Origin of the sequence: Sphingomonas koreensis (assembly GCF_002797435.1) — a bacterium.
GTDB lineage: Bacteria > Pseudomonadota > Alphaproteobacteria > Sphingomonadales > Sphingomonadaceae > Sphingomonas > Sphingomonas koreensis.
The window spans coordinates 3,595,915-3,616,634 of record NZ_PGEN01000001.1; the positions used below are offsets into that span (position 1 = coordinate 3,595,915).

At 67.2% G+C, this 20,720-nt stretch carries 23 protein-coding genes; 18 read left to right on the forward strand and 5 right to left on the reverse strand.

Annotated features, from left to right (window positions below; all coding sequences use genetic code 11):
* Positions 1-19: 19 nt before the first annotated feature.
* From ftsZ to BDW16_RS17165, 3 genes are all read left to right on the forward strand, one after another.
* Positions 20-1,489, forward strand: coding sequence for a cell division protein FtsZ (ftsZ, locus tag BDW16_RS17155; RefSeq protein WP_066576573.1), 1,470 nt, complete (start codon positions 20-22; stop codon positions 1,487-1,489).
* A gap of 101 nt (positions 1,490-1,590) precedes the next feature.
* Positions 1,591-3,591 carry an SPOR domain-containing protein gene (locus BDW16_RS17160; protein WP_125958789.1) on the forward strand — a complete coding sequence of 667 codons (2,001 nt, stop codon included), beginning with the start codon at positions 1,591-1,593 and terminating at the stop codon, positions 3,589-3,591.
* Between the two features lie 49 nt (positions 3,592-3,640).
* The gene (locus BDW16_RS17165) at positions 3,641-4,807 is read left to right on the forward strand and encodes a deoxyguanosinetriphosphate triphosphohydrolase (RefSeq protein ID WP_066576567.1); all 1,167 of its coding nucleotides are present in this window, start codon (positions 3,641-3,643) and stop codon (positions 4,805-4,807) included.
* 85 nt (positions 4,808-4,892) lie between these two features.
* Here the strand turns inward: BDW16_RS17165 and BDW16_RS17170 are convergent, their stop codons facing one another.
* Positions 4,893-5,168 carry a hypothetical protein gene (locus BDW16_RS17170; RefSeq protein WP_066576565.1) on the reverse strand — a complete coding sequence of 92 codons (276 nt, stop codon included), beginning with the start codon at positions 5,166-5,168 and terminating at the stop codon, positions 4,893-4,895.
* 216 nt (positions 5,169-5,384) lie between these two features.
* Here BDW16_RS17170 and BDW16_RS17175 point away from each other — a divergent pair, with 216 nt between their 5' ends.
* The 12 genes from BDW16_RS17175 (at position 5,385) to tatC (ending at position 16,295) form a co-directional block, all read left to right on the forward strand.
* Positions 5,385-6,818 carry a DUF1800 domain-containing protein gene (locus BDW16_RS17175; RefSeq protein ID WP_174532048.1) on the forward strand — a complete coding sequence of 478 codons (1,434 nt, stop codon included), beginning with the start codon at positions 5,385-5,387 and terminating at the stop codon, positions 6,816-6,818.
* Positions 6,819-6,821: 3 nt separating this feature from the next.
* Positions 6,822-7,973, forward strand: a complete 1,152-nt coding sequence (locus tag BDW16_RS17180) for a DUF1501 domain-containing protein (protein ID WP_066576564.1) — start codon at positions 6,822-6,824, stop codon at positions 7,971-7,973.
* 44 nt (positions 7,974-8,017) lie between these two features.
* The gene (locus BDW16_RS17185; protein WP_066576562.1) at positions 8,018-8,611 is read left to right on the forward strand and encodes a hypothetical protein; all 594 of its coding nucleotides are present in this window, start codon (positions 8,018-8,020) and stop codon (positions 8,609-8,611) included.
* An 83-nt stretch (positions 8,612-8,694) separates the two neighbouring features.
* Positions 8,695-9,624: an EamA family transporter RarD gene (gene rarD / locus BDW16_RS17190; protein ID WP_066576554.1), complete on the forward strand. Its 930-nt coding sequence runs from the start codon at positions 8,695-8,697 to the stop codon at positions 9,622-9,624.
* A 55-nt stretch (positions 9,625-9,679) separates the two neighbouring features.
* Complete coding sequence (argS, locus tag BDW16_RS17195; protein WP_066576545.1) at positions 9,680-11,404, forward strand: arginine--tRNA ligase; 1,725 nt, start codon at positions 9,680-9,682, stop codon at positions 11,402-11,404.
* Positions 11,404-12,171 carry an SPOR domain-containing protein gene (locus BDW16_RS17200; protein WP_083954242.1) on the forward strand — a complete coding sequence of 256 codons (768 nt, stop codon included), beginning with the start codon at positions 11,404-11,406 and terminating at the stop codon, positions 12,169-12,171. The genes argS and BDW16_RS17200 overlap by 1 nt, the downstream gene beginning before the upstream one ends.
* 169 nt (positions 12,172-12,340) lie before the next feature.
* Complete coding sequence (gene nagZ, locus BDW16_RS17205; protein ID WP_066576541.1) at positions 12,341-13,342, forward strand: beta-N-acetylhexosaminidase; 1,002 nt, start codon at positions 12,341-12,343, stop codon at positions 13,340-13,342.
* Positions 13,343-13,423: 81 nt separating this feature from the next.
* Complete coding sequence (locus tag BDW16_RS17210; RefSeq protein ID WP_066576539.1) at positions 13,424-14,158, forward strand: segregation and condensation protein A; 735 nt, start codon at positions 13,424-13,426, stop codon at positions 14,156-14,158.
* Positions 14,155-14,748 (forward strand): SMC-Scp complex subunit ScpB, encoded by a 594-nt coding sequence (scpB, locus tag BDW16_RS17215; protein WP_066576537.1) that lies wholly within the window; start codon positions 14,155-14,157, stop codon positions 14,746-14,748. The genes BDW16_RS17210 and scpB overlap by 4 nt, the downstream gene beginning before the upstream one ends.
* Before the next feature lie 28 nt (positions 14,749-14,776).
* A complete protein-coding gene (locus BDW16_RS17220) occupies positions 14,777-15,025 on the forward strand; it encodes a twin-arginine translocase TatA/TatE family subunit (RefSeq protein ID WP_066576535.1) in 249 nt (82 codons plus the stop codon).
* 47 nt (positions 15,026-15,072) lie between these two features.
* Positions 15,073-15,507, forward strand: coding sequence for a Sec-independent protein translocase protein TatB (gene tatB, locus BDW16_RS17225; protein WP_066576526.1), 435 nt, complete (start codon positions 15,073-15,075; stop codon positions 15,505-15,507).
* Positions 15,501-16,295: a twin-arginine translocase subunit TatC gene (gene tatC / locus BDW16_RS17230; protein WP_371836690.1), complete on the forward strand. Its 795-nt coding sequence runs from the start codon at positions 15,501-15,503 to the stop codon at positions 16,293-16,295. The genes tatB and tatC overlap by 7 nt, the downstream gene beginning before the upstream one ends.
* A gap of 15 nt (positions 16,296-16,310) precedes the next feature.
* Here tatC and BDW16_RS17235 read toward each other — a convergent pair whose 3' ends face one another.
* The 3 genes from BDW16_RS17235 to BDW16_RS21390 form a co-directional block, all read right to left on the reverse strand.
* Positions 16,311-16,439, reverse strand: coding sequence for an entericidin A/B family lipoprotein (locus BDW16_RS17235; protein ID WP_066576522.1), 129 nt, complete (start codon positions 16,437-16,439; stop codon positions 16,311-16,313).
* A 247-nt stretch (positions 16,440-16,686) separates the two neighbouring features.
* Positions 16,687-18,258, reverse strand: coding sequence for a sensor histidine kinase (locus tag BDW16_RS17240; protein ID WP_066576520.1), 1,572 nt, complete (start codon positions 18,256-18,258; stop codon positions 16,687-16,689).
* 12 nt (positions 18,259-18,270) lie between these two features.
* On the reverse strand, positions 18,271-18,438 hold the full coding sequence (locus tag BDW16_RS21390; RefSeq protein WP_157081385.1) for a NepR family anti-sigma factor: 168 nt from the start codon (positions 18,436-18,438) through the stop codon (positions 18,271-18,273).
* 239 nt (positions 18,439-18,677) lie between these two features.
* Here BDW16_RS21390 and BDW16_RS17245 point away from each other — a divergent pair, with 239 nt between their 5' ends.
* The 3 genes from BDW16_RS17245 (at position 18,678) to BDW16_RS17250 (ending at position 20,390) form a co-directional block, all read left to right on the forward strand.
* Complete coding sequence (locus BDW16_RS17245; RefSeq protein WP_066576993.1) at positions 18,678-19,478, forward strand: response regulator; 801 nt, start codon at positions 18,678-18,680, stop codon at positions 19,476-19,478.
* A 62-nt stretch (positions 19,479-19,540) separates the two neighbouring features.
* Positions 19,541-19,687 (forward strand): hypothetical protein, encoded by a 147-nt coding sequence (locus tag BDW16_RS21515; protein ID WP_164513746.1) that lies wholly within the window; start codon positions 19,541-19,543, stop codon positions 19,685-19,687.
* Between the two features lie 70 nt (positions 19,688-19,757).
* The gene (locus tag BDW16_RS17250) at positions 19,758-20,390 is read left to right on the forward strand and encodes a sigma-70 family RNA polymerase sigma factor (RefSeq protein WP_066576518.1); all 633 of its coding nucleotides are present in this window, start codon (positions 19,758-19,760) and stop codon (positions 20,388-20,390) included.
* An 80-nt stretch (positions 20,391-20,470) separates the two neighbouring features.
* On the opposite strand, the gene BDW16_RS17255 is transcribed toward BDW16_RS17250, so the two are convergent.
* The gene (locus tag BDW16_RS17255) at positions 20,471-20,719 is read right to left on the reverse strand and encodes a hypothetical protein (protein ID WP_125958788.1); all 249 of its coding nucleotides are present in this window, start codon (positions 20,717-20,719) and stop codon (positions 20,471-20,473) included.
* Between the last annotated feature and the right edge of the window lies 1 nt (position 20,720).

Consider the following 20,720-nt stretch of genomic DNA (forward strand, 5'->3'; position numbering starts at 1 on the left):
CCTGAGGAGACTAGGTAAGATGAGCATCGATTTCCTCCCGCCCGACCTGGACGAGCTGACTCCGCGGATCACGGTGATCGGCGTAGGCGGTGCCGGCGGCAACGCGATCGCCAACATGATCAACGCGGAAGTGCAGGGCGTCGAATTCCTCGTCGCCAACACCGACGCGCAGGCGCTCAAATCCTCGACTGCGGCTCACCGCATCCAGCTTGGCGCGAAGATCACGCAGGGCCTCGGCGCCGGCTCGCGGCCCGAGATCGGCCGTGCCGCGGCGGAAGAGACGATCGAGCAGGTGCAGGAAGCGCTCAACGGCGCACACATGTGCTTCATCGCGGCCGGCATGGGCGGCGGCACGGGCACGGGCGCGGCGCCGGTGATCGCCAAGGCCGCGCGCGACATGGGCATCCTCACCGTCGGTGTGGTGACCAAGCCTTTCGCCTTCGAGGGCAAGAAGCGCGCTCAGTCGGCCGACGCCGGCATCGAGGAGCTTCAGAAGTACGTCGATACGCTGATCGTCATCCCCAACCAGAACCTCTTCCTGGTCGCCAATGCGAATACGACCTTCAAGGAAGCGTTCCAGATGGCGGACGAGGTGCTGCAGCAGGGCGTGCGCGGCATCACCGACCTGATGGTCATGCCCGGCCTCATCAACCTCGACTTCGCCGACGTCCGTTCGGTGATGAGCGAGATGGGCAAGGCGATGATGGGCACCGGCGAAGCGTCGGGCGACAGCCGCGCGATCGAAGCGGCGCAACAGGCGATCGCCAACCCGCTGCTCGACGGCGTGTCATTGAACGGCGCCAAGGGCGTGATCGTCTCGATCACCGGCGGCGAGGACATGCGCCTGCTCGAGGTGGACGAGGCCGCGAACCATATCCGCGAGCTGGTCGACGACGATGCCAACATCATCTGGGGTTCGGCGTTCAACACCGAGCTGGAAGGCAAGATCCGCGTCTCGGTCGTCGCGACCGGGATCGAAGCGGACGGTGTGAAGCCCGCGGTCGCGGCTCCGGCGGCCGATGCTGCGCGCAGCTTCTCCTTCGGATCGGTGCGTCGCCCGCTGGCGCCTGCAGCGCCCGAGCCTGCGCCGTCGTTCCAGTCCGAGCCGGTGGCCGAAACGCCCGCCGAGCCGGTCGCCTCCTTCGAGGATCCGGCCGTTGCCGAAACGCCTCCGGCGGCTGCCGAGGACGAGCTGACGCTGGAAGCGCCGCTTCCTGCCGCGGATGCCGCCGACGAGCTGGTGCTGGGTTCGGATGCGGTGGTTCCGGAAGCGCCGGCTGCCGACGATCTTCCGCCCGAGCCGACGATCCGGCGCCGCTGGCTGACCGGCGGCGGCGACGACGAGCCGGCGCCTGCAGCCGAAGAGCCCAAGCCGCGCGGCGGCACGCTGTTCGAGCGGATGGCCGCGGCGCGCAACGCTTCGAAGGATGACGACGCCAAGGATTCGCTCGATATCCCGCGCTTCCTCAACCGCCAGAACAACCAGTAACCAGCCCTGCGCGTTTCGTCGCTGCGGCGTCTCGTCCTGACGATGACGCCGCGGTTCGACAGTATCGGTTCAGGCGCGCACCTGTGTAGCGGCGACATCGCATGAAACGTGATCCCCGCCTCTGCATGGGCGCCGCCCTGATTGCGCTTGCTGTCTGCGTTGCCGCACCGGCATCCGCGCAGGAAGTGGCGCCGCCGCCTACTCCCAATGCCGACCGGCTGGCCGAGGAAATGCGCACGCTCGCCCGCGATCCGCGCAACGTGCGGGCGCTGCTCTCCGCGGGCGAGATGAGCGCGCGCCTCAACGATGCGGCGGCGGCGGCGGGCTTCTTCGCACGCGCGCAGGCGCTCGATCCCTCCAACCCCCGCGTGCTGGCCGGTCAGGCGATGGTGATGGTGCGGATGGAGCGTCCAGGAGAGGCGCTGCGTCTGTTCGCCGAGGCCGAGCGGAACGGCCTTTCGATGGAGGGCTACGCCTCCGACCGCGGGCTCGCTTACGACCTGCTCGGCGCGCAAGGGCATGCGCAGCGCGACTATCGCACCGCGATGCGCGGTGCCGCCGATGACGAGACGATCCGACGCTATGCGCTCTCGCTCGGGATCAGCGGGCAGACCGATCAGGCGATGCGGCTGCTCGATCCGCTGCTCCGCCGCAGCGACCGCGCCGGCTGGCGCGCGCGCGCCTTCATCCTGGCGATGAACGGCGACGCTGCCGGGGCGGACAAGATTGCGGCCAGCATGATGGGCGGAGTCGGAACGGCGCTCGCGCCCTTCTTCCGGCGGCTGCCGACCCTCTCGGCATCGGACAAGGCGTTTGCCGTGCATTTCGGCGAGCTGCGTCGCACGGCGGCACGGGTCGCCGACGCGCAGCTTGCACCTCCGCTGGCTAGGCTGGGACAGGAGCCCGGGGTCGCCATCGCGGCGGCGGAGGTCCCGCGCCGGGAGCCGCAGGCCGATCCTGGTCTCGCGGATCGCCGCAGCGCCAGGCCTCGCAGTTCCGGCGTACGCGAACCGCTGGGATGGCGGTCGAACGATCAGACCGAAGCGCGACTTGTGCGCGAGCGGGAGGCAAAGCGTCTTGCCGATCTCAAGGCACAGCAGGAGCGTGAGGCGCTGGCGGCGAAGCAGCGCGAGGTAGAGCGCGTCGCGGCCGAGCAGCAGGCAGCGCGCGAGGCGGAGGCGCGCCGCATCGCCGAGGTACAGGCCCGCGAACGCGCCGCGACAGAGCTTGCCGCGCGCGAGGCTGAGACGAAGCGGCTCGCCGAAGCGCAACGGCTTGCAGAGGCACGGCGGCTCGCGGAGGCGCAACGCCAGACGGCCGAACCGGCTGCTCCCGCGGCAGAGCCGGTTGCCGTGGCCACGGCGGCGACGCCCGCAGCGAGCGAGGCGCCGCCCGTCCGCATGGCGGAAGCCGCGCCGCCTTCCCCCCGGATCGGCGGTGAGGACAATGTCATCGCGCGGATCATCGCGGGGATCACGATTCCGGCTTCGGAGCTGGGCGTCGAACCGATGCCCGGACGTGCGGAGCCTGAGCCTGCCGTCACCACTCCTCCGCCCGCGCCGGTCGAGGTTGCGAAGGCCGAAACCCCGGCCCCGCGGCCAGCGGTCGAACGCCCCAAACCCGAACCCGTCAAACCGAAGCCCGAACCGGTCAAGCCCAGGACGGAAACCCCGAAGCCCGAATCCGCAAAGCCGGAAACCGGCAAGCCGGTCCGCGGCAAGCCTGCCGATCCCAAGGCCGTGGCGGCAAAGCCGGGCGACCCCAAGGCTGCGCCAAAGGGCAAGACAGCGGCCAAGGAGAAGGCCAAGCCCGATCCGGCAAAGACCGATCCCGTGCGCCATTGGGTTCAGGTCGCCGGCGGCGCCAATGTGAGCGATCTGCCCAAGGCGTGGCGCGCGCTGCTCGCCAAGGCGCCCGCGGAGCTGAAGGGACGTCAGCCCTGGACGACGCCGCTGCGCTTCACCAACCGGCTGCTCGTCGGGCCGTTCAGGACCCCGGCTGAGGCGCAGGCCTTCGTCAATATGATCGGCAAGAAGGGCCTGTCCGCTTTCGCCTGGTCGAGCGAGGCGGGGCAGAAGATCGAGAAACTCGCGGCGAAATGATCTATCGCGCGGCGATGCCGATTCGAGCCGTATCGCCGCGCTGCACCGCATGAGGCCATTGGCCCCCTATGCCAGCGATCCGTCGTTGAGCCGCGGACGGCTGCACGACGAAGGCCGCAGCACCGCCCGCGGTCCGCGCGACGCCTTCCAGCGCGACCGCGACCGCATTATCCACTCCATCAGCTTCCGCCGCCTCCGCCACAAGACCCAGGTGTTCATGGCGCCGGACGGCGATCATTTCCGCGTCCGCCTGACGCACAGCCTTGAGGTGGCGCAGATCGGGCGAGCGGTAGCGCGCACGCTGGGCCTCAACGAGGATCTGACCGAGGGGTTGTGTCTCGCGCATGACATCGGCCATCCGCCTTTCGGCCATGCCGGGGAGGATGCGCTGAAGGCCGCACTGATGGGGCAGGGCGGGTTCGACCATAATGGCAACACGCTGCGCGCGCTGACGGCGATTGACAGTCCCTATCCCGGTTGGGACGGCCTCAACCTCAGCTGGGAAATGCTTGAGGGACTGGCCAAGCATAATGGTCCGGTACGGCATCCCGGTTGGGCGCTGGCGGCGGCGGACGCGGCGTTTCCGCTGGAGCTTTCCAGCCATTCGTCGCTCGAAGCGCAGGTCGCCGCGATCGCCGACGACATCGCCTATGACAATCATGACATCGACGATGGCCTGCGCGCCGGGCTGCTGACACTCGATCAGCTGCTGGCGGTGCCGCTCGTGGCGCGCGGCTGGGACGCGGTGCGCGCGCGTTTTCCCGGCGCGGACACCAAGCGGCTGATGCGCGAGCTGGTTCGCGCGCAGATCGGGACGATGGTCAACGATCTGATCGCCGAGACACAGCGCCGCATTGCCGAAGCCGGTGTCGAGACGGTCGAGGATGTGCGTGCCGCGGGCCGCGCGCTTGCTGTGTTCTCCGACGCGATGCGAGAGGAGGAGCGGACGCTCAAGCGTTTCATGTACGCGAATCTCTACCATCACCCGCTTCAGCTCGCGGCGGCCGATGCAGCGCGGGAAATCGTCGCAGGGCTGTTCGCGGCCTATAGCGCCGATCCGGCGCTGATGCCCGAAGGATGGGGCGATTGCCTGCCCGCGGATGAGCCGTGGCGCAGCCGCCACATCGCCGATTTCATCGCCGGGATGACCGATCGCTATGCGATCACGCGGTATCGCGAAGCGGTCGGCCCCGTCGATCTGCCCGAGGGGTTCTAGTGGGCGTTCGCGCTGAAACCGTGACCTACTGCCCCTGTCGTCATCCCCGCCTTCGCGGGAATGACGGGGAATAGGCGGGACGAGCTCAGCGCTGCGCCGTCTCGACCTTCTTGGCGAGCGGCTTGGCGATGCTGAACGACACCGGGGTGCCGCCGACATGACCCGTCACCTTCCGGCCCCGCACATTGAGCGTGTAGGACGCGCCGTTCGGCAAAGCGCGGCCGCTCAGCACCGTGGTCTCGCCACGCTGTTCGCTGGTGTAGACATAGGTCACGCCGTCGCGGGTGAAGGTCCGCTCGCCGGCATAGGCAGTGACCGGGAGGCTCGAGAGGGCGGCGGCGCTGATGAAGGTCTTGATCACGATCTTTCTCCCTGTTTGCAGAGCCAGATCGACATCCCCTTATGTTCTGTGGGCGAGGTTATGTTGCGCCGCAGCAATCGCCAATCGCGAAGGATGCATGTGCGATTGCATCGGGCGCAGCCGCCCGGGCGTTCTCGTGGCGCGACGAAAATTCATCGCTGGCAAAGATTTGCGACAAAGCGGGCGTAACGTCACCTTGAACGATCGGAGAGTGCCATGTCCGAAGCCAGTATCGCGTTGAACCGCTTCGGAATGGGCGCGCGAGCGAGTGAGGGGCCTCCCGCCGCGCCGCGCCGGATGCTGATCGAGCAGATGGAGCGGTTCTCTCCGCTGCCTGCCGCTGTGTCGGCCTATCCGCGCACCTCGGCGCTCGCCGCCGATCTGGCAGCCGCCTATGACGCCGTCCAGATGCAGACGCGGGCAGCGCGACGCGATGGGCAGAATGCCGATGCCGTGACGCAGGTGGCGCGGCAGGCAGCACGACAGCGCGGCCGCGACTATTATGTGCAGGCGGTGGGCGTTCGCGCGCAGGCCGCGATCGCGAGCGACACGCCCTTTGTCGAGCGGCTAGTGCATTTCTGGGCCAATCACTTCGCCGTCTCGGCCGACAAGCAGATCGTGGTTGGCCTGACCGGCGGGTTCGAATTCGACGCGATCCGCCCGCACGTGCTGGGTAAGTTTCGCGATATGCTCCACGCGGTCGAGCGTCACCCGGCGATGCTGCTCTATCTCGATCAGGCGCAATCGGTCGGGCCGAACAGCCCGGTCGGCCAGCGCTTCACGCAGCGCCAACAGGGGCAGGCGAGCCCGCGCCGCATCGGTCTCAACGAGAATCTGGCACGCGAGATCATGGAACTGCACACGCTGGGCGTCCGCAGCGTCTACGGCCAGGCCGACGTTACCGAATTCGCACGCGCGATGACCGGCTGGACCGTCGCGGGACTGGGTCGCGGACAGGGCGCGCGGCTTGCGCAGGCAAGCGGGGAAGCGGGCGGCTTTGCCTTCGCCCCGCGCATCCACGAGGCCGGGCCACGCACGATCATCGGCAAACGCTACGATCAGCAGGGCGAGGCGCAGGCTTCGGCGGTACTCGACGATCTCGCCGTTCATCCGGCGACAGCGAAGCATATCGCGACCAAGCTCGCCCGCCATTTCGCGGGGGACGAACCGCCTGCCGCGCTGATCGGCCGGCTCGAAACCGCTTTCCTCAGATCCGGCGGCGATCTCCCCACCGTCTATCGCGCACTGATCGACGCGCCCGAGGCCTGGGTGCCGCAACCGCTCAAGTTCAAGACGCCATGGGAATGGTCGATATCGACGATGCGCGCGCTGGGTACGCAGGAGGTACCGGCGCAGGCGGTGCTCGGCCTGATGAACCAGCTCGGCCAGCCGGTGTGGCGGCCCGGATCGCCTGCGGGCTATGACGATATCGCGGCGAGCTGGGCCGGCCCGGACGCGGTGATGCGCCGGGTCGAGGCGGCCGAGCGTTTCGCCGCGCGCACCCGCGAGACGATCGACGGCCGCACCCGCGCCGCGCAGCTCTTCCCCGATGCCCTGAGCGCCACAACCCAACAAGCCATCGCCCGGGCCGAAAGCCCGGCGCAGAGCGTCGCGCTGATGCTCGTCTCGCCCGAATTCCTGCGGAGATAGGTCATGTTCTCACGCCGCAACTTCATCGCTACCGCTACTGCAGGAGCGCTCTCGCTCGGCTTCGCGCCTCGCCTCGCCTTTGCGCAGGCGGCGACCGACCGACGCTTCGTCTTCATCATCCAGCGCGGCGCGGCCGACGGCCTCGCCACCGTCGCTCCGGTCGGCGATCCCGCCTTCGCCGCGCAACGCGGCATGCTGGCGCAGGACTTTGCCGAGGCGCCGAAGCTCGACGGCATGTTCGCACTGCACCCCAGCCTCAAGAACGTCGCGCAGCTCTATGCTGCGAAGGAGGCGCTGTTCGTCCACGCCGTCGCGTCGCCCTATCGCGACCGTTCGCATTTCGACGCGCAGAACGTGCTCGAAAGCGGCGGGACGGCGGCGTATCAGCTCAAGGACGGCTGGCTCAATCGGCTGCTCGGCGTGCTGCCGAACGACGAGCGCAAGGCGATCGCGGTTGCCGCGACGATCCCGATGGCAATGCGCGGCAAGGTCGAGGTCTCGTCCTATGCGCCCTCCAATCTTCCCGATGCGTCGGACGACCTGCTCGCGCGGGTGACAAGTCTTTATGCCGAGGATCCTCAGCTCCACGCGATCTGGCAGCAGGCGACGGCGACGCGCGCGCTGACCAGCGATCTCGCCGCCGACAATGGCCGCAACGCCGCCGCCACCGGTGCGCTCGCGGCCAAGCTTCTCGTGCCCGATAACGGCGCGCGCATCGCGATGATCGAGACCGGCGGCTGGGATACGCATGCCCAGCAGCGCGGGCGGCTCGCGGGGCAGCTCAACGGCCTCGACCAGATGATCGCCGCGCTCAAGATCGGGCTAGGACCGCTCTGGAGCAAGACGCTGGTGCTGGTCGCCACCGAGTTCGGCCGTACCGTCAAGATCAACGGCACGCAGGGCACCGATCATGGCACCGCTTCGGTCGCCTGGCTGCTGGGTGGCGCGGTGCACGGCGGGCGTATCGCCGCCGACTGGCCGGACCTTGGCGATGCCGCGCTGTATGAAGGTCGCGACCTGAAGCCCACCGCGGGGCTCGACAGCGTAATCGGCGGCGCGGTGGCGACGCATTTCGGGCTGGATCCGCAGCGCGCAATGCCCGCGCTGTTCCCCGGCCAGTCCGCGAAACCGTTCGGCGGCCTGATCCGCGCCTGAAGCTTTGGCTTGCCTGATCGCGGGTCAGGCGCCACGCAGGCGACATGACTTATTTGGGGCTGTTCTTCCTCGTCTTCGGCCTGAACCTGTTGCCGGCCTTCGCGCCGCCGACCTGGTCGATCGTCGTGCTTTATGGCCTCAACGGACAGCTTCCGCTCTGGACGCTGGTGGTGACCGCGGCGGCGGCGGCGGCGCTGGGGCGGTTCGCGCTGGCCTGGGGCTGCCGGCTCTTCGCGTCGCGGCTGCCGCAGCATCTGCGCGACAATCTGGAAGCGGCGCGGATCGCGCTGCACCGTCGCAGTCATAATATCATCCTTGCGCTCGGGCTGTTCCTGCTCTCGCCCTTGCCCTCAGCGCAGCTCTTCATGGCGGTCGGGCTGGCCCGCGTTCCGTTGCTCGGGTTCACCGCCGCCTTCTTCGTCGGGCGTCTTGTCACCTATAGCCTGTACGGCTGGACCGCGCGGAAGCTCCAGCAATCGAGCATCGGCGACGCCTTCATGGAGACGCTCAGCAGCCCCTGGGGCATTCTCCTCCAGGTGACGATGCTCGCCGCGCTGGTCGCGCTGGTCCGGATCGACTGGGCAAGACTGCTCGGCGTCACCGCGGCAGAGGTCGAGGCGGCGCGCAAGGACAGCTGAGCTTTCGCGAGCAACAGTTTCGATTGAGCGAATGTCGGATAGGACGCCTTTTCGCGGCGCAGCATCGTCCCTATTTCCCGACCATGGCCCGTGCCGACCCCGCCCCGGCGCCCGAGCGCCTCGACCGCACCGGGCTGATCCAGGGGCTGGGTGCCTATGGCATCTGGGGTGTGCTCCCGCTCTTCTACTGGCTGCTCGCCGGCACCGATGTCGGCGAGGTCGTAGCGATGCGCGTGCTGTGGTCGGTGGCGTTCCTCGCCGCCGTCATCGTCGCGCTGCGGCGCGGTCCGGCGATCCTGCAGGTACTGCGCACCCCGCGCACGATGCTCTACCTCGCCACCAGCTCGCTGCTGATCTCGACCAACTGGCTGGTCTATATCTGGGCGATCCAGAACCATCACGTCCTAGAATCGAGCCTGGGCTATTTCCTCAACCCGCTGGTCAACGTGCTGATTGGCGTGGTGCTGCTGCGCGAGAAGCTCAACGCGGCGCAGATCGTCGCGGTGGCGCTCGCCGCGGTCGGCGTGTCCGTCCTCGCAGTCGGCGCGGGCGGCGGCATCTGGATCAGCCTGACGCTCGCCTTTACCTTCGGGTTCTACGGCCTCGTCCGCAAGGTCGCGCCGGTTGGCGCGCTCGAGGGGCTGACGCTCGAAACGCTGATCCTCGCGCCGGTGGCGCTCGGCTATCTCTTCTGGCTGGGCGGCGGGCAGGGGCTGACCTTCGGCACCGGTTGGGCGCCGACGCTGCTGATGATCGCGTCGGGCGTGGTCACCGCGGTACCGCTGCTGCTGTTCGCCGCCGCCGCGCGCCGGCTGCCTTACTCGACGCTGGGCCTGCTCCAGTATCTCGCGCCGACGATCGGCTTCATCCTCGCCATTACCTTCTTCGGCGAGACGATGACCGCCGCGCACATGATCTGCTTCGCCTTCATCTGGACCGGGCTGATCATCTTCGGGGCGCACGGCACGATCGCCGCGCGCCGCCGCCGGCTCGCGGAAACGCGCGCCGCGTGACGAACGCGCGGCGTTGCGCTAAGGCGCGCGCCTCCTGCAATCACCGGACTAGCCAATGACGCTCTACACCCGTTTCGCCGCCCATCTGGATGCTGCCCTCGATGCGCTCGTCGTGTCGGGCGACCTGCCGGCGGGGCTGGAGCGACGCGCGGTGACGGTGGAGCCGCCGCGCGATGCGAGCCATGGCGATCTCGCGACCAACGCGGCGATGGTCCTCGCCAAGCCCGCGGGCACCAATCCGCGCGCGCTGGCCGAGAAGATCGCCGCCGAGTTGGAGAAGCTCGACGAGGTCTCGGCCGTTTCGGTCGCCGGGCCGGGCTTCATCAATATGAGCCTCACCGACGCCACCTGGCGTGACGAGCTTCAGGCGATCAACGCCGATGGCGACGCCTATGGCCGTTCGACCACCGGCGCGGGCATCACCGTCAACGTCGAATATGTTTCGGCCAACCCGACCGGTCCCATGCATATGGGCCATTGCCGCGGCGCTGTGGTTGGCGACGCACTCGCCAGCCTGCTCGAGGCGATCGGGCACAAGGTCGTCCGCGAATATTATGTCAACGACGCGGGCGGTCAGGTCGACGTCCTCGCCCGCTCGGCGCACCTGCGCTACCGTGAGGCGCTGGGCGAGACGATCGAGATCCCCGAGGGCCTCTACCCCGGTGATTACCTCAAGCCCGTCGGTGCGAAACTCGCCGCCGACTATGGCGACAAGTTCGTCGGCCAGCCCGAGGCGGAATGGCTCGCGCTGTTCCGCAAGGAAGCGGTCGCGTCGATGCTGGTGATGATCAAGGACGATCTCGCCCAGCTCGGCATCCATCACGACCTGTTCTCGTCCGAGGCCGAGCTTCAGGCCGCGGGCAAGCCCGAGGCGGCGGAGGCATGGCTGCGCGAGCACGACCTGGTCTATGACGGCGTGCTCGAAGCCCCCAAGGGCGAGACTCCCGAGGATTGGGAGCCGGTCGAGCTGCCGCTGTTCCGCTCGACCAAATTCGGCGATGATCAGGATCGCCCGATCAGGAAGTCGAACGGGCAATGGACCTATTTCGGCGCCGACCTCGCCTATCATTTCCAGAAGGCGCAGGCGGCCGACCAGCTGATCGACATCTGGGGCGCCGACCATGCCGGTACGGTCAAGCGGATCGTCGCGGCGGTTGCCGCGCTGACCGAGGGCAAGACGCGTTTCGACGTCAAGCTCGTCCAGATGGTCCGCCTGCTCCGCGCGGGCGAGCCGGTGAAGATGTCCAAGCGCTCGGGCAATTTCATCACGCTCGCCGACATGGTTGGCGAAGTCGGCAAGGACGTGGTCCGCTTCACCATGCTAACCCGCAAGGCCGACGCCCAGATGGACTTCGATTTCGCCAAGGTGGTCGAGGCGTCGAAGGACAATCCGGTCTTCTACGTCCAGTACGCGCATGCGCGAATCGCCTCGCTCCACCGCCGCGCGGCAGAGGCGGGGATCGCCTGCAGCACCCCCGATCTGTCCCTGCTTGATACACGCGAGCTCGCGCTGGTGAAGCTGGCGGCGCAGTTCCCCCGTACGGTCGAGGGTGCGGCGGCGGCGCGCGAACCGCACCGGATCGCCTTCTATCTCTATGATCTGGCAGCCGAATTCCACTCGCTGTGGAACATGGGCAACGACGATCCGTCGCGCCGCTTCCTGTTGCCCGACAATCAACCGGTAACATGCGCACGGCTTTCCCTCGCCGACGCGATCGGGCAGGTTATCCGCAATGGCCTCAGCATCATGGGCGTGGAGGCGGTTCAGGAGCTGAACTGATGAACGCAGGAGAGGATAAGCCGGTCGAGGACACCGCGGTCGAAGAGGTCGTGACGGACGAGATCGAAACCGGCGACCGGCTGCCCTGGCTCGAAACGGCTGACGACGATTATGAGGAAAAGCCGCCGATCCTGGGCAAGCTGCTGACGGCGATCGCAGGCCTTGCGGTGATCGTCGCTGCGGTCGGCGGCGGCTGGTGGGTGCTTCAGCGCACCGGCGGCGGAGGTGGCGGCAGCGGCGCGCTGATCAACGCGGCCGAGGGCGACTACAAGGTCAAGCCCGACGATCCCGGCGGGATGAAGGTCGACGGCGCGGGCGATACCGTCTTCGCGGCGAGCGAGGGCGCGACCACCAACGGATCGATCAATGTCGGCGCGGTGCCCGAGGCGCCGGTCGCCGGTAAGGCGGCGCCCAAGGCAGCGCCGGCGCCGGTATCGGGGGCCAGCCGCGTCACTGCGAGCGTGCCGACGGCACCGGCTGTAGCGAAGGCGGCGGCACCGTCCCAGCGCACGCCCGGGCCGTCAGCAGGCAGCGCGATCATCCAGCTCGGCTCCTTTCCGGCCGAGGCGGGAGCGAATGCAGCCTGGGCGCGGCTGTCGAAGCGGTTCAACTATCTCGCGCCGCTCGGCAGATCGGTCGAGAAGGCGGAGGTGAACGGCAAGACCGTCTATCGCCTGCGCGTCAATACCGGCAGCAACAGTCAGGCGAGCCAATTGTGCGGCAAGCTCAAGGCCGCGGGCGAGGCGTGTTTCCTGGCGCCGAACTGAACCGAAGTCACTCCTCCCCTCCGGGAGGAGGAGTGAGAGCGCCTTTTCCGCTGGAAAAGTTGGACTTCGCCTGATCTAGTCGGCGGATGCTTAGCCGTTCCAGTGCCCGCGTGAAAAACCGCGCATATCCGTCAGCATTGTCAACCGTGTGTCATGTCGGGGACGCGGCATGAAGCCTGTCATCTTCGGCCTTTCCGGCACCGAGATCACCGCTGAAGAGCGCGCCTTTTTCCGCGACGCGGATCCGCTCGGCTACATATTGTTCAAGCGCAACTGCGAAACGCGCGCCCAGATGCTAGCGCTGACCGACAGCCTGCGCGATCTGTCGGGCCGCGCCGACGTGCCGATCCTGATCGATCAGGAGGGCGGGCGCGTCGCGCGGATGCAGCCGCCCGAATGGCCTGCCTTTCCTGCGGGTCCGGTATTCGACCGGCTCTACGACCTCGCCCCTTCTTCAGCGATCGAGGCGGCACGGGCCAACGGCCAGGCGCTGGCGCTGATGCTGGCGGAGGTCGGCGTCAATGTGAACTGCGCGCCGTTGCTCGACGTGCGCCAGCCCGAGACGACGCCCGCGGTGGGCGAGCGCACCTTCGGCTCTGATCCGATGCAGGTCGCAGCGCTTGGCCGCGCGATGCTTGACGGCATGGCGCGGGGCGGTGTGGTCGGTGTGGTCAAGCATATGCCCGGTCATGGCCGCGGTGTGGTCGACAGCCATTACGAGCTGCCGGTGGTCAAGGCGTCGGACGCTGAACTGGAGCGCGACATCGAACCCTTCCGCACGCTCGCCAACGCGCCGATGGGGATGACCTGCCATGTCGTGTTCGAGGCGTGGGACGCGGAACGGCCTGCGACGCTCTCGCCGACGGTGATCGCGGACGTGATCCGCGGCCGGATCGGTTTCGACGGCCTGCTGATGACCGACGATATCGACATGAAGGCGCTGTCGGGCACGGCGGGCGAGAAGGCGGCGGCGGCGATCGCGGCGGGTTGCGACGTCGCGCTCGATTGCTGGGCGCGGATGGATGAGATGGTCGAGATATCGGGACGGCTGGGCGATGCCTCCGCCGCGACGCTCGCGCGGCTCGAGCGCGCGATGGCGAGCATCCGGCCGGAAGAGGCGCCGATGGACGCGCTGATCGCCAAGCGGGACGAACTGCTTGCGCTCGCCTGACCTTGCCCGAGGGACCACCTCCGCCCCCTGCGGTCCCCACGCGCGCGTCATTGTGACTTTTGGGACTTTTGGCGCGGGACGATGACTGAAGCGAGCGAGGCCCTCACGATCGACATCGACGGCTGGGAAGGGCCGCTCGACCTGTTGCTGGCGCTGGCGCGCAACCAGAAGGTCGATTTGCGCCAGCTGTCGATCCTCCAGCTGGTCGACCAGTATCTCACCTATGTGAACGAGGCGCGCGAGCTGAAGCTCGAGGTGGCGGCCGACTATCTCGTGATGGCGGCGTGGCTCGCCTATCTCAAATCCGCGCTGCTGCTGCCGCGCGACCCGGAAATCGAGCCGAGCCCCGAGGATCTTGCACTGCGCTTGCAGCTGCGCCTCGAACGGCTGAACGCGATGCGCGAGGCGGGGGCGCGGCTGGTGGCGCGCGACCGGATGGGCCGCGACGTCTTCCCGCGCGGCGCGCCCGAGGGGCTGAAGGTCGTGCGCAAGTCGCGCTGGCAGGCGGAGATCTACGACCTGATTTCCGCCTATGGCCAGATCAGTGCGCGCACCCGTCCCGTGTTCCATGTCGTCGCGGTGCGGCAGGTGATGACGCTGGAGGACGCGATCGCGCGGGTGTCGAGCCTTGTCGGCGAGCGCATCGACTGGAGCACGATCGAAAGCTTCCTGCCTGCCGAGGCTGAGGGGCTGTACCGCAAGTCGGCGCTCGCATCGTCCTTCGTCGCCGCGCTCGAACTGGCGAAGCAGGGGCGGGTGGAGCTCAGGCAAAAATCGGCCTTTGCGCCGCTCTATCTCAAGGCGGCGCAAGCATGACCCGGCCCGACGAAACGATGCGCGCGGTCGAGGCGGTGCTGTTCGCCGCGGAGGAACCGCTGACGGTGGCGGATATCCGCGCCTACGTCGGTGAGGAGGTCGATCTGGCGGCGGCGCTGGCGGCGCTGGCCGACCACTATGCCGGGCGCGGGATCGAACTGGTCGAGCGCGGCGGGCGTTGGCATTTCCAGACCGCCGCCGATCTCGCCAATTTCCTGCGCCGCGACCGGGAGGACAGCCGCAAGCTCAGCCGCGCGGGGATCGAGACGCTGGCGATCATCGCCTATCACGAGCCAGTGACGCGCGCCGAGATCGAGGCAATCCGCGGCGTACAGATTTCCAAGGGCACGCTCGACGTGCTGATGGAGGCGGGGTGGATTCGCCCGGCGGGCCGCCGCGAGGTGCCTGGGCGGCCGCTGACGTTCGCGACAACCCCCGAATTTCTCACGCATTTCGGCCTTTCCAGCCGCCGCGACCTGCCCGGAATCGACGATCTGCGCGCGGCGGGGCTGCTCGATCCGGTCGATCTGGCGTTCGAGGCCGCGCATTCCGGTGCGGAAACCATGGTAACCGCTGACGAAGAAGACTAGATAGCCCGGGAATCAACGGAGAGTTCCGATGGGTGGTATGAGTCTGATGCACTGGCTGATCGTCGGTGTTCTCGTGATCCTTCTGTTCGGGGGCAGCCGCTTCTCGAACATGATGGGTGACGTGGCCAAGGGCATCAAGCAGTTCAAGAAGGGCATGGCGGAAGAGGAAGAGACGCCGGCCAAGCCCGCCGAGATCGAGGCGAAGCGCGTCGCTGAGCCGCAGCCGCAGGCCCAGAATACCGGCGCCGAAACGCGTTCGACGCCGGAAGAGCGTTGAGTTCAACGCCGCGGCCCTGCGCCGCGGCCTTGCGGACCTGCTGATCGATGCTCGATTTCAACGCCCCCGAGTTCCTGGTGGTGGCGATCGTCGCCCTGCTGGTGATCGGGCCGAAGGATCTTCCCAAGGCGATGCGCTTTGTTGGCCACTGGGTCGGCAAGGCGCGTGGGGTCGCACGCCAGTTCCGCAGCGGCTTCGACAATATGGTCCGTGAGGCCGAACTGGCTGAGATGGAAAAGAAATGGGCGGAAGAGAATGCGCGGATCATGCGCGACTATCCGCCCGAAAAGGCGCTGCCCGCACCGGTCTATGACCCCAATCCGGAAGGCACTGTGCCCGCGGCGGTCGAGCCCGAGGATGCCCCGCCAGCGACCGTCGAGCCGCCCGCGCTGAAGTCGGAAGCGGCCGACGCCGCGATCGATGAGGTGCCGGCCAAGCCCGCTCGCAAGCAGCGTGCGCCGCGCAAGAAGGCCGCATCGTGAGCGACAACGAACTCGAAGGCACCGAAGCCCCGCTGCTCGATCATCTGATCGAGCTGCGCCGCCGCCTGCTCTACTGCGTGCTCGCACTGGTGCTGGCCTTTGCGGTCTGCTTCTATTTCGTGAAGCCGATCTACGGTTTTCTCGTCCATCCGCTCGCCCAGGCGGGGCAAGACAAGCTGGTGTTCACCAGCATCATGGGCGGATTCTTCGTCGAGCTGAAGGTCGCGTTCTTCGCTGCGGTGATGGTGGCGTTTCCGATCGTCGCGGTGCAGCTGTGGCAGTTCGTCGCGCCGGGCCTGTACCGCAAGGAAAAGAAGGCGCTGCTGCCCTTCCTGCTCGCGACCCCGGCCCTGTTCATCGCAGGCGCGTCGCTGGCCTATTGGGTGACCATTCCGACGGCGCTGCACTTCCTGCTGGGCTATCAAGGGCAGCTTGGCGGGGGGGTCGAGCAGGTTGCCTTGCCCGATGCCGAGAAATATCTCGGCTTCGTGATGCAGTTCCTGTTCGCGTTCGGCATCTCGTTCCTGCTGCCGGTGCTGCTGATGCTGCTCGAGCGCGCGGGGATCGTCACCTACGAACAGCTCAAAGGGGCATGGCGCTATTCGGTGGTGGCGGCGTTCGCGATCGCTGCGGTGTTGACACCGCCCGATATCGGGTCGCAGCTGCTGCTCGCCATTCCGCTGTGCGGACTCTACTTCCTGTCGCTGGTCGCGATCTGGTTCACGCGCCGCCGCCGTGAGAAGGAGAGCGAAAAGGAAGCGGCGGCCGAAGCCGCCGCCGGGGAATAGACCTTTCGGCCCGAACTACTTCGCGTCGTCAGCAGTCTTGGCGACGGTGTCGCCTGCCGATTTGACGTCCTTGCCCACGCCTTCGATCGTGTTGCACGCCGACAGGGCCAGCCCGACCAGCGCCATCGCAAGCAGCTTACGCATCTTCCGTCTCCATCTCGAATTGCTGTGGATCAATGTGCGGCAGGCGCCTTCGTTCCGCTATCGCGTCGAAATCGCCTGTGCACAGAACGAATTAGGCCCGGACGCATCACCGGGGGGGGGGAGGGTGGATGCGTCCGGGCCTGTTTCGTGGATAGCGAGAGCGGGGGGGCAAAAGGTCACTATCCGAGGTGCAGAACGCGGTCGGCACCTGCCGGTTCCGTGTTTCTCGAAACTTTTTTCGATTCTTTCAGTGGCGTCCGGCAACCGCGATCGAAAGCGCAAACGCACCCGTTGCGGCATCGTGATCGAGCCGGGATCGGAGCTGGCGCACAAGCCCGGCGATCACGCGTCCGTAACGATTGTCGTAAAGATCGTGAAACCCGGGCGTGTCCGACAGCGCGGGCGAGGTGATCTGCAGGATCGCCTGACCCGCATCCTCCGGGCCTGCCTTCATGGCGATATGGATCTGGGCTTCGGGGCTAACATTCATCGCCAGCTCGGCGATTTCGGTGATCAGGAAGGCGATGGCCACCGCATTGTCCTGTGACACCAGCCAGGGATCGACGTCGAGCACGATTCCGATCCGCGAGTCCTCGGGCGCCGTTGCGCGCAGGTTGGACGCCAGTTCGCCGATCACCGGACGGATTTCGATGCCAAGCGTTTCCTCGAACCCGGCATAGTGGTGGCGATGAACCACCGCCAATGCGTCGACGCGGCGCTGGATCGAGGCATAGGCGCCCAGCGCCTCGCCTGACTTCGCGCCGCGGGCGTGGAAGTTGATCAGGCTGGCGATGACCTGGAGATTGTTCTTGACGCGGTGATGCACCTCGCGCGTCAGCTTCGTCTGTCGCGTCAGTGCCTCGGCAAGGTCGAGTTCGTGGGCCTGGACGGTGCGGCTGAGGCCCCGGAAGGTCTCGCCCAACTCGCGGATTTCCTGCGCGGGAATGTCGCTGCCTGCTTCCGGGTCGATCAGTTCGCCCGGCTGATAGGCGCTGACGGTGCGGCGCAGGCGGCGCAACGGGCGGATGAGCAGGCGATCGACGACAAACCATGCGATCCCGGCGGCCAGCAGCCACATCAGGAAGGGAGACAGTGCTGCGATCACCATCGATGAGGTGATCGGTGCGCTGCCCACGCTCATCTCGAGCGACAGGCCCTGCACGCCCAGATCGACCCGCTGCACCTCGCGCCGGTCGAGCGGGCCGCTCGCTGCAAGGCGGCGCAGCGCCAGCGCGGTCTCGCCGCTCGCCAGCGTGATGCCATAGTCGCGCGTCATCCCGCTCGGCTCGGCCGATGCGGCAAGGAACTGCGTGGGGAAGAAGGCGCGGGCGATATAGCCGGTCGCTCCGGTCACTTCGACCTGCGCCCCCGAATCGGGGAGCAGGTGCACCGCGGTGCCGCCACGGGCGAGCGTCTGGTTGCCGGCGGTGGGGATCGGCACGCCGCACAGCAGCCGCTTGTCGGCATCGAGAAGCGCATAGCGCACGCCGTTCATCGCCTGCGGTTCGAACACCCCGGCAAGCCGCCCGCAATTCGGCGGCGCGCCCTCGATCGCAGGGAGCGCGGTGCGGAGTTCGCGGAGTTCCCAGGCGATTTCGCTCCGAAGGGCGCGTGCCGCCTCGGCGCTGGCGAGGCGCAGGCGGCCGCGGACTTCCTGGTCGGCGAGCCGGGTGGTCTGCAGCGATGCAAAGAAGGCGATCAGCGCGAGCGGAAGCAGGCCTGCGCTGAGGATCAGGAATACTTTCGCGCCGGTCGGCATCCGCGCAATGGCAGCAAGGGGGCGGCCGCGCGCGCGGTGTGTCAGCTCGTCCCCGTCCATGGGTCCATGCGTTTAGTCGAGCTTGCTGAGAAGATCGAGCAGATCATCGGGGACCCGTTCGTCGGCGGCGTCCTGATAGACGCGGCGAAGCGCTTCGCCGATAGTTCGGTCCTTGCGTGTGGCCAACCCGCCGCCAGTCCGCCCAAGCGGCTCGTTTTTCTTCTGATCGGCCGAACGCACTTCGTCCCCCTCAAAGCCCTTGGGAAATGGGCGGATGCACAAAAACCCCGCCGGCCGCAAGCCGCCGGGTACATACAAGTACATATGTATGCGCCCCGTGAAACCATTTTAGGGCTCGTTGGTTCCATAGGGCTGATGCGAAATCCGGGGAGGGGCATTCTTCGGGCGACGCAGCATGACTTGCATTGCGAAATCGCCGCCAGCACAAGGGCGGCGATCCGAAGGAGAATAACAACATCATGTCGCTTGGACAGCAGCTCGCGCCCCACCTTCCGTTTCTGCGCCGTTACGGTCGTGCTCTCACCGGGAGCCAGATGGAAGGCGATCGCTATGTCCGCGCCACGCTCGAGGCGATCGTCGCCGCGCCGGACGAATTCCCGCGGGAGGTCGATCCGCGCCTTGGTCTGTACCGCACCTTCCAGGCGATCTGGGGATCGACGCATCTCGACGACCGGGTCGAGGAAAGCGATCCGCTGGACGACAATGAGGCGATCGCGCGCGCCCGCCTTGCCCGGCTCGCGCCGCGCTCGCGCCAGGCGCTGCTGCTGACGGCGATGGAAGGTTTCACCAGCGAAGACACTGCCTATTTGCTCGAGGAAACGACGGAAGCGGTCGAGAACCTGGTTGCGGAGGCGTTGGCCGAGATCGACAGCCAGACCCGCGCGCGCGTGCTGATCATCGAGGACGAACCGCTGATCGCGATGGATCTGGAAACGATCGTCCGCGACCAGGGGCATGAGGTGACCGGCGTCGCCGTGACGCGCGACGAAGCGGTCGCGCTGGCGATGGACGACCGGCCGGGCCTGGTGCTCGCGGACATCCAGCTTGCCGACGACAGTTCGGGCATCGACGCGGTGAAGGACATCCTGGCCCAGTTCAATGTGCCGGTGATCTTCATTACGGCCTTCCCCGAGCGCCTGCTGACTGGCGAGCGGCCCGAGCCGACCTTCCTGATCACCAAGCCTTTCCAGCGTTCGACCGTGAAGGCGGCGATCAGCCAGGCGCTGTTCTTCGACCAGTCGACAGTACCGGCGGCCTGAAGGAAGCGTTCGCGGGTTCCATTTCTTACGGAGCCAAAACGGTCCTCAAGTGTTGATGCTGCATGGTTGATCCCAACGAACCCATGCACATCGACACCGAGCGTGCACGTGCCGGCGCGACGCCGCATATGACCCGCTATATCCTGGCGGTTTCGCTGGTGCTGATCATCGCGATCTACGCCGTTTACCTGCTATACAGTGCGGGTTGAGGGGCGAGTGCGACCAGCGTATCTAACTGAAGCCAATCCGCATTTGGCGGGCGAGAACGAACGGACCCGAATGACCGATTCCAATCAGGAAGGCGAGGACGATGCGCCGCCGGCCGAGCATGTTTCGCTGTCCGATCCGGAGTTCAAGAAACAGCTTGCTCTGGTAATCCCGCATCTGCGCGCATTCGGGCGGTCGCTCTCGGGCAGCCGCGACGTCGCCGACGATCTGGTCCAGGAAACCCTGCTCAAGGCGTGGGCGGCGCGCAAGCGGTTCCAGGCCGGAACCAACATGCGCGCCTGGACCTTCATCATCCTGCGCAACCTGTATCTGAGCCAGATGCGCCGCGCGCGTTTCCGCGGGGAATGGGACGATCTGGTCGCCGACCGGCTGCTCGCCGCGCCTGCGGCGCAGGACAAGCATGTCGATCTGGCCGATATGCAGCGCGCCTTGCTGCATCTGCCCCAGCCCCAGCGCGAGGCGCTGATCCTGGTGGGGGCGGGCGGCTTTGCCTATGAAGAGGCGGCCGAAATCTGCGGTGTCGCGGTCGGCACGATCAAGAGCCGCGTGGCCCGCGGCCGTGTCGCGCTCGAAACGCTGATGACCGATGGGAGTCTGCCGTCCCGCCGCGACAGCGAGAGCGATGGGCGCACCGCACTCGACACGATCATGGATGAGGTGGATCAGCTGAGCCGCGATCGCTGATCGGCCTGCCGCGGGTGTTCTGGCGTCGGCTACCAGTCAAGCTCCGGCTCGCCAGGTCTGCTCCTGGGTCCGCCCGCAGATCAGCCTTTGTCGTTGTCGGCGTTGTACACGCCATTCATCCGGCGCAGCAATAGGGCCATGTCCTCGGGCAGCTCGATATCGCGCAGATAGGAGTCACGCAGCACGACGCCGATCGCATCGTGCGGGCGAGGCAACTCGACGCGATAGCCATTCGGATGCTGCGGATTGCCCTCGGAGGTGGCGTGACGAACCATGAATATTGAAACGACCGATCGACGGTTTTGTTGCTTGACATCATACGCATTCATC